Origin of the sequence: Pontibacter silvestris (assembly GCF_020907275.1) — a bacterium.
Taxonomy (GTDB): domain Bacteria; phylum Bacteroidota; class Bacteroidia; order Cytophagales; family Hymenobacteraceae; genus Pontibacter; species Pontibacter silvestris.
Genome location: NZ_JAJJWI010000019.1, coordinates 1 through 15,206 on the forward strand (window position 1 = coordinate 1; position 15,206 = coordinate 15,206).

At 37.7% G+C, this 15,206-nt stretch carries 14 protein-coding genes; 8 read left to right on the plus strand and 6 right to left on the minus strand.

Annotated features, from left to right (window positions below):
• A partial coding sequence (locus LN995_RS22190) for a transposase-like zinc-binding domain-containing protein (RefSeq protein ID WP_394801836.1) occupies window positions 1-117 on the minus strand: 117 nt, incomplete at its 3' end.
• A 106-nt stretch (window positions 118-223) separates the two neighbouring features.
• Between LN995_RS22190 and LN995_RS16165 the strand changes: the two genes are divergently transcribed.
• The 5 genes from LN995_RS16165 (at window position 224) to LN995_RS16185 (ending at window position 3,741) form a co-directional block, all read left to right on the plus strand.
• Window positions 224-415 carry a hypothetical protein gene (locus tag LN995_RS16165; RefSeq protein ID WP_229962123.1) on the plus strand — a complete coding sequence of 64 codons (192 nt, stop codon included), beginning with the start codon at window positions 224-226 and terminating at the stop codon, window positions 413-415.
• 97 nt (window positions 416-512) lie between these two features.
• On the plus strand, window positions 513-701 hold the full coding sequence (locus LN995_RS16170) for an ATP-binding protein (RefSeq protein WP_229962124.1): 189 nt from the start codon (window positions 513-515) through the stop codon (window positions 699-701).
• A 168-nt stretch (window positions 702-869) separates the two neighbouring features.
• Window positions 870-1,316, plus strand: coding sequence for an OsmC family protein (locus tag LN995_RS16175; protein ID WP_229962125.1), 447 nt, complete (start codon window positions 870-872; stop codon window positions 1,314-1,316).
• Window positions 1,317-1,776: 460 nt separating this feature from the next.
• Window positions 1,777-3,093, plus strand: a complete 1,317-nt coding sequence (locus tag LN995_RS16180) for a type IX secretion system plug protein (protein ID WP_229962126.1) — start codon at window positions 1,777-1,779, stop codon at window positions 3,091-3,093.
• 231 nt (window positions 3,094-3,324) lie between these two features.
• Window positions 3,325-3,741, plus strand: coding sequence for a hypothetical protein (locus tag LN995_RS16185; protein WP_229962127.1), 417 nt, complete (start codon window positions 3,325-3,327; stop codon window positions 3,739-3,741).
• Window positions 3,742-3,858: 117 nt separating this feature from the next.
• Here LN995_RS16185 and LN995_RS16190 read toward each other — a convergent pair whose 3' ends face one another.
• From LN995_RS16190 to LN995_RS16210, 5 genes are all read right to left on the minus strand, one after another.
• Window positions 3,859-4,119, minus strand: a complete 261-nt coding sequence (locus tag LN995_RS16190) for a hypothetical protein (RefSeq protein WP_229962128.1) — start codon at window positions 4,117-4,119, stop codon at window positions 3,859-3,861.
• Window positions 4,120-4,337: 218 nt separating this feature from the next.
• Window positions 4,338-5,429: an ABC transporter permease gene (locus LN995_RS16195; protein ID WP_229962129.1), complete on the minus strand. Its 1,092-nt coding sequence runs from the start codon at window positions 5,427-5,429 to the stop codon at window positions 4,338-4,340.
• Entirely contained in the window at window positions 5,426-6,802 is a 1,377-nt protein-coding gene (locus LN995_RS16200) for an ABC transporter permease (RefSeq protein ID WP_229962130.1), read from the minus strand. Before LN995_RS16200 ends, LN995_RS16195 begins: the two co-directional genes overlap by 4 nt.
• Before the next feature lie 9 nt (window positions 6,803-6,811).
• Complete coding sequence (locus LN995_RS16205; RefSeq protein ID WP_229962131.1) at window positions 6,812-8,527, minus strand: ABC transporter substrate-binding protein; 1,716 nt, start codon at window positions 8,525-8,527, stop codon at window positions 6,812-6,814.
• An 81-nt stretch (window positions 8,528-8,608) separates the two neighbouring features.
• Complete coding sequence (locus LN995_RS16210) at window positions 8,609-8,770, minus strand: hypothetical protein (protein WP_229962132.1); 162 nt, start codon at window positions 8,768-8,770, stop codon at window positions 8,609-8,611.
• Between the two features lie 345 nt (window positions 8,771-9,115).
• On the opposite strand from LN995_RS16210, the gene LN995_RS16215 reads away from it, so the two are divergent.
• The 3 genes from LN995_RS16215 (at window position 9,116) to LN995_RS16225 (ending at window position 14,911) form a co-directional block, all read left to right on the plus strand.
• Window positions 9,116-10,603, plus strand: a complete 1,488-nt coding sequence (locus LN995_RS16215) for a hypothetical protein (protein WP_229962133.1) — start codon at window positions 9,116-9,118, stop codon at window positions 10,601-10,603.
• A gap of 234 nt (window positions 10,604-10,837) precedes the next feature.
• A complete protein-coding gene (locus LN995_RS16220) occupies window positions 10,838-12,352 on the plus strand; it encodes a choice-of-anchor I family protein (RefSeq protein ID WP_229962134.1) in 1,515 nt (504 codons plus the stop codon).
• A 693-nt stretch (window positions 12,353-13,045) separates the two neighbouring features.
• Window positions 13,046-14,911 (plus strand): tetratricopeptide repeat-containing sensor histidine kinase, encoded by a 1,866-nt coding sequence (locus LN995_RS16225; RefSeq protein ID WP_229962135.1) that lies wholly within the window; start codon window positions 13,046-13,048, stop codon window positions 14,909-14,911.
• Window positions 14,912-15,206 lie beyond the last annotated feature (295 nt).

The window sequence follows — 15,206 nt, forward strand, 5'->3', positions numbered from 1 at the left end:
CTGTTTGCCGCAGCCTCGGCACAGAAAGTTCTGCCTGCTCGTGCGCTTTACCCCGTTTTTGATGACCTTCATACTGTGGCAGTAGGGGCAGTTTACCTGGATAGTTATCTCGCACATAACTTCCTATGAATACCCTTGCTGCCATACTTATTCCAATATCATACATTCTAGACCACAGCCTTAAATACATCATTCGGGTAGGCTATGTCCCATACTTGTTTTTTTGCGGGAGGAAATAGCAGATGTAAGGCAGTGCCTGCAAACAATAAGCCGACGCAGCGACGGCTTTATTCGTTTTGTGACTGATTTTCGTAACCCTACATCCATTGTAGTACCGCAGTTGACAAAGTTCGATGTGGCGGAGCTTTTAAAGGAAGTTAAACCGTTGATGCGTGAGCAACTACTTGCTAATTAACTTGATTAAGAATGCCACATAGACCTTACAGGAAAAGGTAGAGCCTTTTATCACACTCCATGCTTATCTTGATGGACGTAGTAGAGTAAGTATAAAGGTGACTGATAATGGAACTGGCATGACAGCGGAGGCCATTGCTGAGACCTTTGTCCCGTTTTATACTACTAAGACAACAGGTTCTGGAATTAGCCTTAGCTGGTCAAGGCAAATTATGCGCCTGTACACAGGTACTGTTTCAGTTCATTCAGAGCTGGGAGAGGGTACCACTTTTCTGCTTCGCTTTTAGAATAGGGTATTAGTTTTAATATTCCGAATATTATGTTAAATAAAGGATTCAGGAAACATTTTATTTTAAACATACTTATACATATTACAAATAATAGAGGAGAAGAGGTAGGGTAGCTTTATTAAAAGCTACCCTACCTCCTAAGCAGCACCCAACATAACAGACAAAATGGAGAGTAACGAAATACTAAGCTACGTTACAGCCAGTGCAGACAGTACTGCAGGTATGGTAGCAAATATTCAGATAGGCGACCAGAAAATAGTGATAGATGAGTCGGGAATGGCAGAAGGTTTAAAACTCTCTCCTGACCCCTATGATTACATAATGTGTGCTTTAGGAGCCTGTACTGTTATTACATTACATATGTATGCGCAACGAAAGCACTGGCCCCTGGAGCGGGCAGAGGTAAGGCTGAACCATGAGCGAGTTTACATGCAGGATTGCCTGACCTGTGAAGATGATAACAAGTCTAAAGTCTCCCATATCACAAAAAAGCTTAAACTTGTAGGAGACCTTAGCTCTGAGCAGCGCAAACGACTGGAAATTATCTCTTCCAGATGTCCTGTGCAAAGAACTTTATCGGGAGGAATAAATATTCTTACTTTAATGGATTAATCTTATTTACAGGATTGATGTCGACTATAGTTTCAATTAGTATACTGCCTGTTTTTCTTTAGGCTGATGATACTTTCCAGAGTTATTTTACCAACTGAAGCCACTACGGAATCTTCCAGATTAAAAGCTATTAACAAGGCAGGTGTTTATAGTAAGAACTTTATGTAAGGCTTAATAAGGTGCAATAATGCTTTATGTCTTGCAGTCGGAACAGCAGGTGTATGTCTTGTACAGTATGCCTCCTGAATTACTACTTTAATGACTTTCAGAGGAGTATGTAATTTTTTTTAGATTCAAGGGAGTGTTATATCAGCCATGCTCAATTGCCACGAGAACTATCTTAGCTACATCTCATTCATAAACAGAATTAATTAAGCTTGCCACAACCTTTGTACTTAGTACCTTTACGCTTTTAAGTAACTTTATAAGCCATAAATAGAGCCAATTTAATTTTCTTTTGATGATAAATAAAACATTTTATAACTATCTGCTGATTGTCCTAGTTGCTTATGGTACTTATTCCTGTGTGCCGGTAGAGCAACAGGCACAGAGCAGTACAGGGAGTTCAGCATCAAATAAATTGCGTTACGACGACTATATCTATAACAGCAGTATTCAATCAGTACAGACTTATGTGGCAACAGGTTATAATGAAGAAGTACTAGAGCCGCCTGTTGTGCCTCTTAGCCAGGAGAAACCAATAATACTGGAGTTTGACAGGTTGAATTCTGGTCCACAACGCCTGATTGTTAAGCTGCAACATTGTAATGCGGACTGGACTCCTTCAGGCCTTATTGAATCTCAGTTTCTGAATAATTTCAATGAGTTTTACATAACAGATGTACAGAATTCGGTTAACACCAAAGTACCTTATGTGCATTACCAGTTTGAGGTACCGCAAGTGAAACTAAGCGGAAACTATCTGTTGATAGTGCAGGAAGAAGGAGGTAATCTTTTGCTGACAAGGCGTTTACTTGTGTATCAGAATACTGTGAGTGTAACAGCTAGGCTTAGTACAACTACAGGCCCTGCCGGGCGCTTTGTCAGACAACCTGTAGAATTCAATGTGTTTTATCAGGATTATCCGATTATAAATCCATCGCAGGAGGTAAAGGCTATCATGCGCCAGAATCACAGATGGGACAATGCTAAAAGCTATAAGCCTACCTATGTAAGGGATGATCAGCGTCGGCTGGAGTACATTTTCTTTGATGAGAAAGACCTGTTCCTCGGCCTAAGTGAGTTTCGTGCGTTCGACACCAGAAGTATCCGGTATAATGCTGTCGGTGTGGTAGGCATTAACTTAGAGGCTAGCCCTATTGAAGTAAAGCTGGAGCCTGATAAAAATAGGCAGAATAATGTGTATAGCCAACAGCCCGATATAAACGGTAAACGCATTTTTAATAACAGAGAATATGGTAACGGTATTGTTAATGCAGACTATACATGGGTTAACTTCGAGCTTATAACAGATGAGGTGCCAGGCAATGTGTTTATTGAAGGAGCTTTAACTGATTGGCAGTTAACAGATGCTGCACAAATGCTGTATGACAACGATCGGCAAGCTTATGTGGGCCGCATGCTTCTAAAACAAGGATATTATAACTACTATTATACCTTTAAACCTGCTTCTGGTGCAGCAGCCGATGAAAGCTACTTTGAGGGCAGTCATTTTGAAACTGACAATACCTATGATATTTTAATCTATTATCGCCCACCCGGATCACGGGCTGATCTTCTTATTGGTTATGAAGAATTTTTCTTTAATAGAAAATAGTTTCAGAAGCTTTAGACGATAATAATATAGCCCTCCACAACAAGTAGTAGATTGCCTACTTGTTGTGGAGGGCTATATTAGTTTGATTGTTACAAGTAAATCTTTTGAACATGATGTACCAAAATTATTGATGCCTTTATGTAGAAGGTTAGAAAACTAATTTAAGAAGGTCTGTAAACTTTTTGTTAAATATAGCGTAAGGGATGATTCTTAGGTTCTAGAGTTTACATTATGTTATTTCATTCTGGTGATGATAACTATACTATTAGGTATAGTAAACCCGTAGGTTTAGTAGAGCTAATCTGGCATGGTGCTGTTTCTTCGGATCAGTTTCAGGTTGCGCTAAGCCACATAATAGAAGTGCTAAAAGAAGATCAGGTAAAGTTTTTCTTGATAGATGCGAAAAGGCTGAACCCATTTCGGGCAAAAGACCAGACATGGTTAAAAAAGCACTTTTTCCCTAAGCTAAATGAGACACAGGTAATAAAATTTGCTCGTATTACGGAGCCCGATCTTTTTACACAAGCTGTAGTTGGAGATTTAGTGCAGTATGTGCATCACAACAAGAGTTTTAAGTTTAATATTCACAGCTTTTATGAACGAGATGAGGCTTTAGAATGGCTTTTAAATGAAGTACTAGTGGATTAAAACAAAAGCCCTGTAGTGGGGGCTACAGGGCTAGTTGCCTAATCTAAACACAAACAACCAACAAAATATTCTTTAAATTTTTTCTTAGGAGAAATTATAGTAGAAGATTATAAAAGTCTAGTACTGTATAATTGCTAAATTGGAGTAGGTTAAAAAGTTATCTGCCATACCTACAAAATAATCGCCTATAAACACACCCGCACCATTGCTTACTGCGCTCGCTCCTGCAAGTTGCGGAACAATGTTTCCATCTATAGTAGAAAAGTTAAGAAACTCTTCTTCAGAAACTACTGGTAGAGTAGGTGGTGATGTTGTCAATGCATCAACACTATTAGCTTGGGGTGGAGCCAATTGTGTTAATGTGGTAAGTTTGTTCATGTGCAGGTAGTTTAGGTTCTAAGTCTATACAATGTTACAAACTCTTATACTTGCATAACAGGAACATTACAACTAGAAAGTAACATAGCATCTGTATGTAGTGTACTTACATGTACTAATAAAAAGTATGTTTTTATTTTGAAAATACTTTGTTAATGTCATCATGTCAAAGTTCTTATAGTTCTATATTGGGAATTATAGTAACGATAGGTAACATTTTACATTTGCTTTTTTTCTTTAAAAGAGGATAAAATATAGTAGCTAAATACTTGTAAAGCTAAAACTGTTACACCTAAAAAGGCCCCTGGAAAAACAACTAACCACCATGCTGATGTATTGGAGCGAATACCAGAAATAGTTCTTCCCCAGCTAACCAATGTTGTTGGCACCCCTATTCCTAAAAAAGATAAGGTAGATTCCAGTGTCATAAGACTTGCTAGTCCGAAGGTAAAAGCTACTACAATAGGGCTAAGCATATTAGGAAGTACATGCTTCCATAGTAGTCGTCTGTCTTTAAAGCCTAGGCTAACACCTGCCTCTACATACAATATCTCCTTTAAACGGAACACTTCTGCACGTGCTAAACGTGCAGTACCTGTCCAGTAAGTAAGAACTAGAATGCCAGAAAGTAACGTAATGGAAGGTGGTACGAACGACGCAAGAGCCAGTATAAATATTAAACGTGGAATGCTTGTTAAAACTTCTGTCAAACGGATAATAATAGTATCAAGTGGAAGCGCAAAAACTTTCTGAAAAACCATGAACTTTTTCAGTAGCGGGTGGAGCAGGAGAAAAAGAAACATCAGGAGAAGCCCTAGCATGATATAACAAAGGGCTACAATCTGTAGTTCTAGCTTTACCTCTATTGCCTGAAGAGGAATGTGCAAGCCATAATAAAGAGAGCAAGCAAGAGCTATGAAAAGCACGATTACAGAGGCACGACTTATCTTTAACATCTTATCACCATAATACCCTGCATTCAGCCCTAGGGTAATTCCAATGATGGTAGAAATCACCATAACAGGTAGACTAATAAATAACGCAGTACGCCCCCCATATAACATGTTAGAAAACACATCACGTCCTAGCCCGTCAGTACCCAGCCAATGAGACACTGATGTGCTAGTAGTAAAATTGTTAAAAGGAGGCTGGAAAATGTGTTCTAGATCTAACACATTCGGCTGGTAAGGCAAAGGCAGGAATGGCAATAGCAGCGAAATAACAATAAAACTCAGCAGGTAAATTAGTGCTGCTCTGAAGCCAAATTTGGTTTGCCATATGGTATGTATGTCTTTGAGCCAGGCATTCATGAGGTAGAGTAGCGAATACGAGGATCTGCGAGTGCATAACAGAAATCAGCCAGCAGGTTTGACAATACTTTAAAAATAGCGATTACTAACACAATAGCAACAATCACCGGATAATCTCTCGACTGTACAGCTGTGATTGCCATACTTCCTATGCCTGGAATTGCAAAGATTGTTTCAACAATAATGGCCCCTGCTGCTAAGGAAGGCAGCATGTCAGAGAGCAGTGTAATAATGGGTAGTAAAGCATTACGTAGTATGTGTGTTCTTACTATCTTTCTAAAAGAAAGTCCTTTTGCCCTGGCTGTTTTTGTATAATTAGCCTGTGCTGCATCTGATAAAGCCCTGTAAATTTGATTTGTAAGATAAGGGAGTACCGAAAGCACGAGGCAAACGATCGGTAAAACCATAAATGGTGCTTGATTAGCAATTGCATAAAATATATTGTTAGGCTCTGAGCCATAAAATCCCATGCCATAAACTGGAAAGAGCTGTAAAAAGAAGGGAGAGGCGAATAATACTAAAAGTAAAAGTGCCAGCACAAATAGCGGTATACTATCTAGTGTGAAAAGAATTGATAAAGTAAATTTCTTCCATCTGCTATGCGGATGCTGAATCATGAGCAAACTTAATTCTAATGCTATGATAAATGCCAAACAGATACTGATAGAGATTAGCCACCAGGTATTTCCTATTGCTTCAGCAAGTACCTCTGTAACAGCTCTGTTATTACGATAAGAATATCCAAAGTTGCCCTGAAGTAACTGACTTAACCACTGATGATACTGATTCTTGAGACCATGCCAATGCAAAGCAGGCAGCATAAAACTATATGGATTTTGTTGCTTTACTAATTGTATGGTCTTCTTCTCTAAAGCGCTTGCAGCTGTTGTAGAAGATGCTTCCGCAACTTTTTGTGCTGATGAAACAAGATCATGAGAAGAAATGCTCGTATGCAAAACCATTAGCTCGTTTTGTAGCCTTTGTTTTTTATTGCTGGAAAGTTGGTTCTCGACCTGTTGTAAGTTATTGAAATATTCAGACACGATATTCTGGCTTCCATAGTGCCAAGCCAAACGTTTAAGCTGTTGCCGGTCGCTTTCAGAATATTTCAGATTTAGGGAGTCAGGTTCCGGAGCTGCATTTATACTAAAGTAGAACAGTGGCAGATCCTGACTTGTTTTATGAAGATAATCTCTATAAGCTTTCTCTCTACTTTCAGCATTTGCTTTACTATAAAAGCCTGCGTTATCGTCTAAAATTCGGGCAGAACTGAAGCTTCCTGGCAACATCCTGCTCAGTAAAAACACCAGTGATATGAGCAGCCATAATGTTGGCAGCGCTGTTATAAATCGCTTTAGCAGGTAATAATGCATTGGGTTGTGCTATTCTTTTAATGTGAAAGCACTTACATCATAATTAGGGTTGATGCCGGAAGTTTTAATGTTTCCGAACCGTTTGCTTATAGCCAGGCGTTCCTGCTGATAGTATAAAGACAGAAAAGTAGCTTCATCAAGAAGTATTTCCTGTAACCTCCTTAAAAGTTGAGCCTTTTGTGCCTGATCCTGTGTGGTTATAACCTCATCTAAAATAGCGTCGCTTTCAGCATTACCAAATCCTGTGTAGTTAAAGCCTCCCTGAGAAGCAAAAGAAGTATGGAACAGCGGCTTGAAATTAAATACGAAAGGGTTACCAGACAGGGAGCGGAAGAACATTTCAAAATTATGAGATTTAGATTTTAGTGTAAATAAACTTCCTTCTTGGGCCTGTAAAATTACAGGGATACCTGCTTCGGCTGCACTCTGCTGAAAAATAAGAGCTGCATTTTCAAACACTGTATTACCAGCCTTATAACTTACGGTCAGGGTAAGCTTTTCTTGCTGTCCATTTATTTTTTTGTACCAGCCATCGGTTCTGTTTTCCCAACCAGCAGTTTGCAGGAGTTCTTTGGCCTGTTGTACATTATAGCTGTAGGGCTGAATGCTTGTGTTGTAAAACTCTTTTATGGTTGGGGGTACGGGGCCTACGGTCGGGGTTGCATAACTTTGCTGAGACACTTTAATCATATTATCTACGTCAAGCAAGTGTGCAATAGCCTGCCGCGTGTGCTTATCAGCTAATTTGGGTAGGCGGCTGTTTAAGCCAACATAAACAAATTCGTAGGAGGAGGGAGTGTAAAGTGCATAATCCTGCAGAAATGTCTCATCCTGTTTTAACTGTTGAAATTCAGCAGCCGGAATATTCTCCAGAACATCCAGTTGTCTGTTTCTCAGAGCCATCAGGGCAGTGGTGTTATCAGGTATTATCTGGAAACTTATGCGCTGTGGGTTAGCAGAAAGGTAATCAGTGTTTGTTTTATTACCCCACCAGTCTTGCTTTTTCGTTAGGGTTAAATATTGCCCCGAAACCCAGCTATCCAGTATGTAGCCACCACTGCCCTGCAACAGTTCTTTATTTCTTGAAAAATCAGAACTGTTGAAATGTTCAGCAAAAGCTTTAATTCTCTGGTTGTTTTCTAGCGTGGTAGTATTTTCTTCTAAAGAAGCAACAGTAATCGGCTCTAATAATCTTTCTTGGTCAAACAGGTAAGCTGGCAATATAAAGAAGTCACCTGTTAAAAGCTCCATTTCAGGCATAAAGCCTTCACACTTGAGCTTGAACTTTCTGTTATTATTTTGATCTACTACAATATCACTGATAAACTCTACTTGTGGCTTTAATTTTTCATTGTTAACCAATGGTGCTTTCAGCACTTTTAATGTAAAGGCCACATCAGCTGCTGTTACAGGGCTTCCATTAGCCCATGTAGCTTCCTCTCTTATTTCATAGTTGAAATAAGTAAAGGAGTCAACCCTTTCTACAACAGGTAAGTCTACCACTAAAGCTGGTTTAAGCTCATCGCTTGCCAAATCAACAACTAAAAGGCTCTGGAAAAGCAGGTTTATCACCTGAAGCCCCTCAGCATCAGAATAACTGACAGGGTTTAATGTTTCTGGTTCTTTAGTAAGCCGCACGCGAACCTCATCGAGTTGGCGCTGTGGCTTACTGCAAAAACATAAAAATAAAGCTAAGCTGTAAACCAGTAAATTGATTTTCCGCATCTTCTTTAACCTTTGTCTACTGTTGAAATCAAAGGCAAGATAGGGAAAAGCTTAATTTTGTGTAGAGTCAATTAAAAACTATTATTCTACGTCATTCCAAGTACCTGTACCGCCGAAAGCTGTTATTGTTTGCTCAGTAGTTGCCTTGTCTTTAGTAGTTGCTTTCGTAGTAGTCTCTGATGTAGTGGTAGTGTTACCAGATAAGACTAAGTTTAACAGGATAGAGATGATTAAGGATGTCATTTTCTTGTCTTTTAAATTGTTTAAGAATAAGACAAAATTGAAACATTATTGGTGATGTAGAAAGGAATGTTATACTTCAAAAGTAACTAAAAATATTTAAACTATAAGTTTATCTATTTTAATACAGCTTATAGTTAAATTAATTAATTGCATAGTTTCTGATAAAAGCGTTATCTTAAACTTACAGAAAGTAACTTAATGCTGAATTTGTTAATTTAAAGTTAAAGCCTTAGAGTTGTAACTTAAATGAAATACTATGCTTAAAAGTAACATTGGTTTTAAGCATAGTATTTTTTAAAATTATGGTCAAGTTGCTATTTATGATGGTGAATCGTACTTAATCTTATGGAGGAACTAAAAAGGTTATCTAAATTAGTAACATATAGTTTAAACATTAATAGTGTTCTTTATCAGGATAAGAAGCAGGGGAATAAAGAGGACGTATTGATTTCAAACATAAAGAAAGGGAAGTATAAAACTGATGCAGATGCTGCTTTAGATCTCTATCAAGCTGGACCTAATGATGTCAGGTATAAAATGCTAAAGCATCGTTTAAAGAGAAAGCTTTATAACAACTTATATTTTATTGACTATAATAAGCTAAATACCAAAGTTAGTTTTCAGAAAGAGCAGGAGTGTTATAGTATGTTGCACCATGCTCATGTGTTACTTCGCCAATATGAGCTTGATCTTGTTATATCAATAGCAAAGAAGATTATTGCAATTGCAAATCAGTATGATTTCACAAGCTTGTTGATCTCAGGTCTGGAACTTTTAACTTTATCATACTCTCAACAAGGAGCATTAAAACCTTTTCTGTCAGCCAAACAAGATTTAACTGTGGCTTTAGACAAAAGAAATTATGAGCGTGAAGCTGTGTCTCTTTTTCAATATGTAAGCATTAATTTAAAAAAATCAGTTAAATCAAGAAAAGAACTATTACCAGAGTTACCTTCCATACTTCATAAACTGGAAGATTTATGGAATTCCTGTGGTACGTTTGATGCTTTTGAATCTTATTATAAGGCATATATTTGGTACAATGAATTGGAAGGCAGCTTTGCTAATATTGTTACACTTACTGTTCAATCTGAGAGATGGGTAGAAGAGGGTAAGGTCAATTTGTTAAGGTTTGAGTACAGCTACAACAAGTTTATAATAGTATATGCTCATTTAAGAGCCAAACATTTAATTAATGGACTACTATATGCAGAACGTTTTTTAGCAGACTTCAACCCTAATACTTCTAAATGGTTTGCCTATATGGAGAACTATTGCCTTTTAGCCCTTCACTCAAAGTTATATGAGTTGGCGGACAGTTTGTTCCAGAAGGTATTTGCTAATGGTGCTTATAGTAAAATAGGTAATACAGCCAAGGAGAGGTGGGTGCTTTACCAGGCATACTTTAGTTTGGTAAACTCAAACAGTACAACTGGCATCGCTAACAAAAAAAATCCATATTTTATCTCCCTGCCTGAGTATAGTAAGGATAAACAAGGTTTCAATGTTGCTATACTGGTGCTGCAGTTCGTTTACTTTCTTAAGAAGGGAGATGCAGAAGCTTTGATGTACCGCATTGAAAGCCTAAAAAAATATATTCTAACACATCTTAAAGACAACTTTAGCCTTAGAAGTAAACTTTTTCTGAAGTTACTGATGCTTACTGTTACAGAAGATTTCAATGCGGAGGTTTGTGCTACAAAAGGAGAAAAGTATTTTGAAAAACTGAAAGATACTCCCACACCAGGAGATGCTTATGCAGAAATTGAAATTATACCTTACGAGCATTTATGGGAGTTGATATTAGATACTCTTATAAAGAGGGAAGCTTAATAAACAGGGGCTTCTTTGTTTTTCTTGAATGATGTAGACCTGTTTAAGCATATTTTCTTTGTAACTGTTATAAAGCTTTAAACAAGATTTATCTTTACTACAATATAAAGTCTCTTTAGCGCCTTTTGCACTGCTTAGACCATATTTAATCTTATCATAACATAAAGGTTACTCAGATGTTATAATGGAGGTTTTTCTTAGTCTTTATAAACAAATAAAGATATAAGAATAACTATGAACAAAAAGCTACTTTTTTTCGGCCTCGGATTTATTTTAACTATGTCGGCCTGTCGTGAAGACGAAGATGTGACTGTACCTTTTCCAACAGAAGATCCTGCAGGCTTTTCAGAAATAGGCGAGATTCATTTAGAGGGTGGTGCAGGTGCTGCAGAAATCAGTGCCTATGACCCCAGTACAAAAAGGCTGTTTGTTGTAAACAATGCAGTTAACTCCCGGGTGGATGTTATTGATGTGCAAAATCCTGCTACTCCCGAATTTATTCAAAGCATTGATATAACACCTTATGGAGGCGGTGTTAACAGCGTGGCTGTGAAAAATGGTATTCTGGCTGCTGCTGTAGAAGCTAATATAAAGCAAGATAATGGTAAAGTAGCCCTTTTCAATACCAAGACTTACGATCTGCTGAAACTAGTGCCTGTAGGTGCGCTGCCTGATATGGTAACTTTTAGCCCTGATGGCACCTACATTCTTTCTGCAAATGAGGGTGAGCCTAACAGCGATTATACTGTTGACCCCAATGGATCTGTTTCCATTATTTCGGCAATTGACAATTACAATGTCGTAACGCTTGAGTTTACTGCGTTCAATAACTCTCAGGCTGATCTGGAAGCTAAAGGACTAAGAGTATTTGGCCCTAATGCTACATTAGCTATGGATGTTGAACCTGAATATATCACAGTGTCTGAAGACTCAAAAACAGCTTGGGTAACTTTGCAGGAAAACAATGCCATAGCAAAAATTGATTTAGAGACAAAGTCTGTTACTTCAGTTGTGCCTTTGGGTTTTAAAGATCATTCCCTTAATGGTAATGAATTTGATGTTAGTGATGAAGATAATGCTGTTGCTTTTGCTACATGGCCAGTAAAGGGAATATACCTTCCTGATGCTTTGGCTTCTTTTTCTGTAAATGGTACAGACTATATAATTACAGCAAATGAAGGAGATGCGCGTGAATATAATGCATTTGAAGAAGAAGCTAGGGTTAAGAAACTGCCACTAGATTCAAATGCTTTTCCGAATGCAGCAGAGCTGCAGAAAGACCTAAACCTGGGGCGCTTAAAAGTTACCACTACCTTAGGCGATATTGACAGTGATGGCGATTACGATGAGTTATATTCTTTTGGTACCCGTTCCTTTAGTATCTGGCAGGGAGCAACAGGTGTTCAGGTTTATGATAGCGGTAACGAAATTGAGAAAAAGTTGGCTGAAGCAATAGTTTACCCGGATGATAGAAGCGATGATAAAGGAGCAGAGCCTGAGGGGGTTACCGTAGGGGTAGTAAATAACCAGACAATTGCTTTTATAGGTTCAGAGAGAGCTGATGCCGTTCTTTTGTATGATGTTACTAATCCTAATCAGCCTCAATTTCTACAGGTGTTGAAAACTGGTGATGCTCCCGAAGGTATTATTTTTATTGCTGCTGCTGAAAGTCCAAATAAAAAGAGCCTTTTAATAGTAAGTTCCGAAGATGATGGGGTTGTAAAGGTATTTGAAGCAGGTAAAATATAGTAAGTTATACTTGTAAATAGTCTAACTAAGATCTAGCTGTGCTTCTTCGGTTTAATGCTAAAGCAGCATAGATAACTTTCAATTTATTTTAATTACAAAAGCCGCCTCTTAATTATAACAAGTAGGCGGCTTTTGCTTTACATAAAGCTTGCTTTTTATAACAGAATAAACCCCCCTTATGTAAGCTTTAACTTCAAAGAAGGATAATATTAAACTCATGATAGTGCTCCTTTCACGATCACCATAACGGATACTTTTCTACTTCTGGTTGTTATTTACAAATTGCTAAAAGCGATGATGAAATGTTAAGTTCGGTCTTGGATAACACATGCCGTTTTTTATCAAAAAAATGTTTGAACGGAGGATAATCTAAGTAAAGCTTCTATTTGGTTAAGTTAAAATAATATTATATTTAACATTGTATAAGTGGGATAATGTAAAAAAAATACTATTATTGTGGCTTGGTTGTTTTGAATAATTAACTCCTGTACTACCCAAATATAGCTAGAAAAAGAGGGGATATGTTTAGTATTAATATAGCCTCAGTACATTGATAATCTTTGCATGAAATTACCTGTTTCGTTTCTAACATTTCTCTTTAGCTTCATAATTACATCAGAAGCTGTCTTAGCACAACATTTTTTCAAGGATAAAAGTGATGCAGACGTAGCTGTTTATCATAAAATTGATTCTTTGAACGAGTTAGCTTTTGTATCAAAGCGTAATGATATAGATAAAGCTCTCAAGCTTCTTGATGATGCAGCAAGATTATCTGTAGCAAATAATTATAAAAAGGGAACTGCTACTAACTACCTGTACGAAGCCGGTATCTATGAACAAAATGGGTATTCCAAAAATGCCCTGCCTCTCTACTATAAGTCTTTAGAGTTGAGTAAAGCAATAGATGACACGTTTAATGTTGCCCGGGCAAACCAGCAGATTGCCAAAGCCTTGATGGATGGGAATGATCTAACAGAGGCTGAGAAGCTTTTTAAAGAGGCAATGGCGAACTATAAAATCTTAAACCGCAGAGATGATTTAGTAAATATAGAGAACTATCTTGGCCGTATTAAGCTGCAACAAAAAGATTATGTTACAGCAGAAAAGTATTTTTCCGAAGCCCTTCGAGAAAGTAAGGAAGTAGCTTATGGTTATGGATTAAAAAAAGCAAATTATTATTTGGGAGTCCTTTACCTGGAGAAGAATAACCTACCTAAGGCCAAAGTTTTTTTGAGCAATGCCTTAACTTTAGATGAGCAGAAAAACGATAAATATGGTTTATCTCTTGCTAAAATAAAGTTGTCTGTAGTTGCCTGTAAGGAGAAACATTATGAAGAAGCAGTAAAACTGGCTAAATCTGCCTTGCAGGATGCTCATGCAATTTCAGCCATGCAGCTTGAGATTGAGGCAGTTGAAACTCTTAAAAATGTTTATAATTATCAGAAAAACTATGAGAAGGTAATAGAGTGGCAAGAGGTTCTAATTGATCAACAAAAACAGATCTATGACAAAGAACGCTCTTTTGCCCTTCAGTTTCTAGATATATTAAAGAAAAAGCAAGAAGAACAACTAGCTTTTGAAAAGCAGGTGCTTCAGGCAGAGCATAAAGCAAGGTTTACTTATTTAATACTTTCTATAGTAGGCTTAGGCTTGGTTATATTGTCTGTTCTTGCTTATGTGTGTTATAGAAATTATTTAAACGCGAAGATCTACAGTAAAGAATTAGCAGCCAAAAATGCTGTGATTGAAGAGAATGCTTTGATGTTACGAGAATTAAACAAAGCTATTTCGATACAGAATACAGGTCTTGCAGAAACAAACCAAATGAAAAATAAGCTTTTCTCTATTATCTCTCATGATTTGAGAGCTCCTTTTTCATCTGTTAAGGGTGTTCTTGGCTTGATCCAATCAAGGTCTATGTCTGATGACGAGATAAAGCGGGTTATGGGGTTGCTTAACAGGGAATTGGAGGTAGCAATGGGAATGCTTCATAATCTGTTTGTGTGGGCTAAGGCGCAACTGGAAGGCTCTGTAATAAACCTTGAACCAATAAATTTATATAACCTCGCTGAAGAAAATATTGAGTTTGCGTTAAGCCAGGCCCGGCAGAAGAATATTTCACTTATTAATGCCGTGCCCACCAATGCTCTGGCCTTAGCTGACAAAGAAAGGCTGAGCTTTGTGTTGCGTAACTTACTGATGAATGCTATAAAGTTTACTTATGGCAACGGAGAAATCAGCATACATACAGAAGACCTTGGAGATAAAGTAGCCATAGCCGTTACTGATAATGGTAAAGGTATAGCACCTTCCAATTTAAATAAACTGTTTACTGAACAACGCTTTACCAGCCTTGGAACAGCTAAAGAAAAAGGGACTGGTTTAGGTCTTATGCTTTGCAAGGACTTCGTGGAAAGCCTTGGTGGAACTATCACAGTGAAAAGTACAGAGGGTGAGGGAAGTACCTTTTTTGTTGTACTGCACAAGGCTTTACAAGCTGACATTCAGGAAACTGCTGAGAGCCGGCATCAGTATCAGGAGATACACCATAACAATTAATACCTTACTCTTCTTGCTTATCGTTATTCATAAAAGAGAATAAACAGTTTGCAATTAACTGTGTCTTTGCAAGCTGTTAGGGGTTTAAGCTGTGGAACAGCTTAAACCCAAGAAAATAACTACCTTACCTATTCTCTTTAAAATATGGCTTACATTATGCTGCCACTAGCTCGTCTTGATAGACGAATGGGCGCCAGCCTTTCATGAACATTTCAAAGTTGGATGTACCATATCTGCAGGAATCAGTCTTCGGGCAAAATGATTCTAAAATGTTACCAGTAGAACCATCTTGATT

What these genes read in the sequence shown, in the direction of transcription:
- LN995_RS16205 (WP_229962131.1), bottom strand. Translation starts at nt 8,527, where the DNA reads ATGCGGAAAATCAATTTACTGGTTTACAGCTTAGCTTTATTTTTATGT.
- LN995_RS16200 (WP_229962130.1), bottom strand. Translation starts at nt 6,802, where the DNA reads ATGCATTATTACCTGCTAAAGCGATTTATAACAGCGCTGCCAACATTA.
- LN995_RS16215 (WP_229962133.1), top strand. Translation starts at nt 9,116, where the DNA reads ATGGAGGAACTAAAAAGGTTATCTAAATTAGTAACATATAGTTTAAAC.
- LN995_RS16195 (WP_229962129.1), bottom strand. Translation starts at nt 5,429, where the DNA reads ATGAATGCCTGGCTCAAAGACATACATACCATATGGCAAACCAAATTT.
- LN995_RS16220 (WP_229962134.1), top strand. Translation starts at nt 10,838, where the DNA reads ATGAACAAAAAGCTACTTTTTTTCGGCCTCGGATTTATTTTAACTATG.
- LN995_RS16175 (WP_229962125.1), top strand. Translation starts at nt 870, where the DNA reads ATGGAGAGTAACGAAATACTAAGCTACGTTACAGCCAGTGCAGACAGT.
- LN995_RS16210 (WP_229962132.1), bottom strand. Translation starts at nt 8,770, where the DNA reads ATGACATCCTTAATCATCTCTATCCTGTTAAACTTAGTCTTATCTGGT.
- LN995_RS16190 (WP_229962128.1), bottom strand. Translation starts at nt 4,119, where the DNA reads ATGAACAAACTTACCACATTAACACAATTGGCTCCACCCCAAGCTAAT.
- LN995_RS16185 (WP_229962127.1), top strand. Translation starts at nt 3,325, where the DNA reads ATGTTATTTCATTCTGGTGATGATAACTATACTATTAGGTATAGTAAA.
- LN995_RS16180 (WP_229962126.1), top strand. Translation starts at nt 1,777, where the DNA reads ATGATAAATAAAACATTTTATAACTATCTGCTGATTGTCCTAGTTGCT.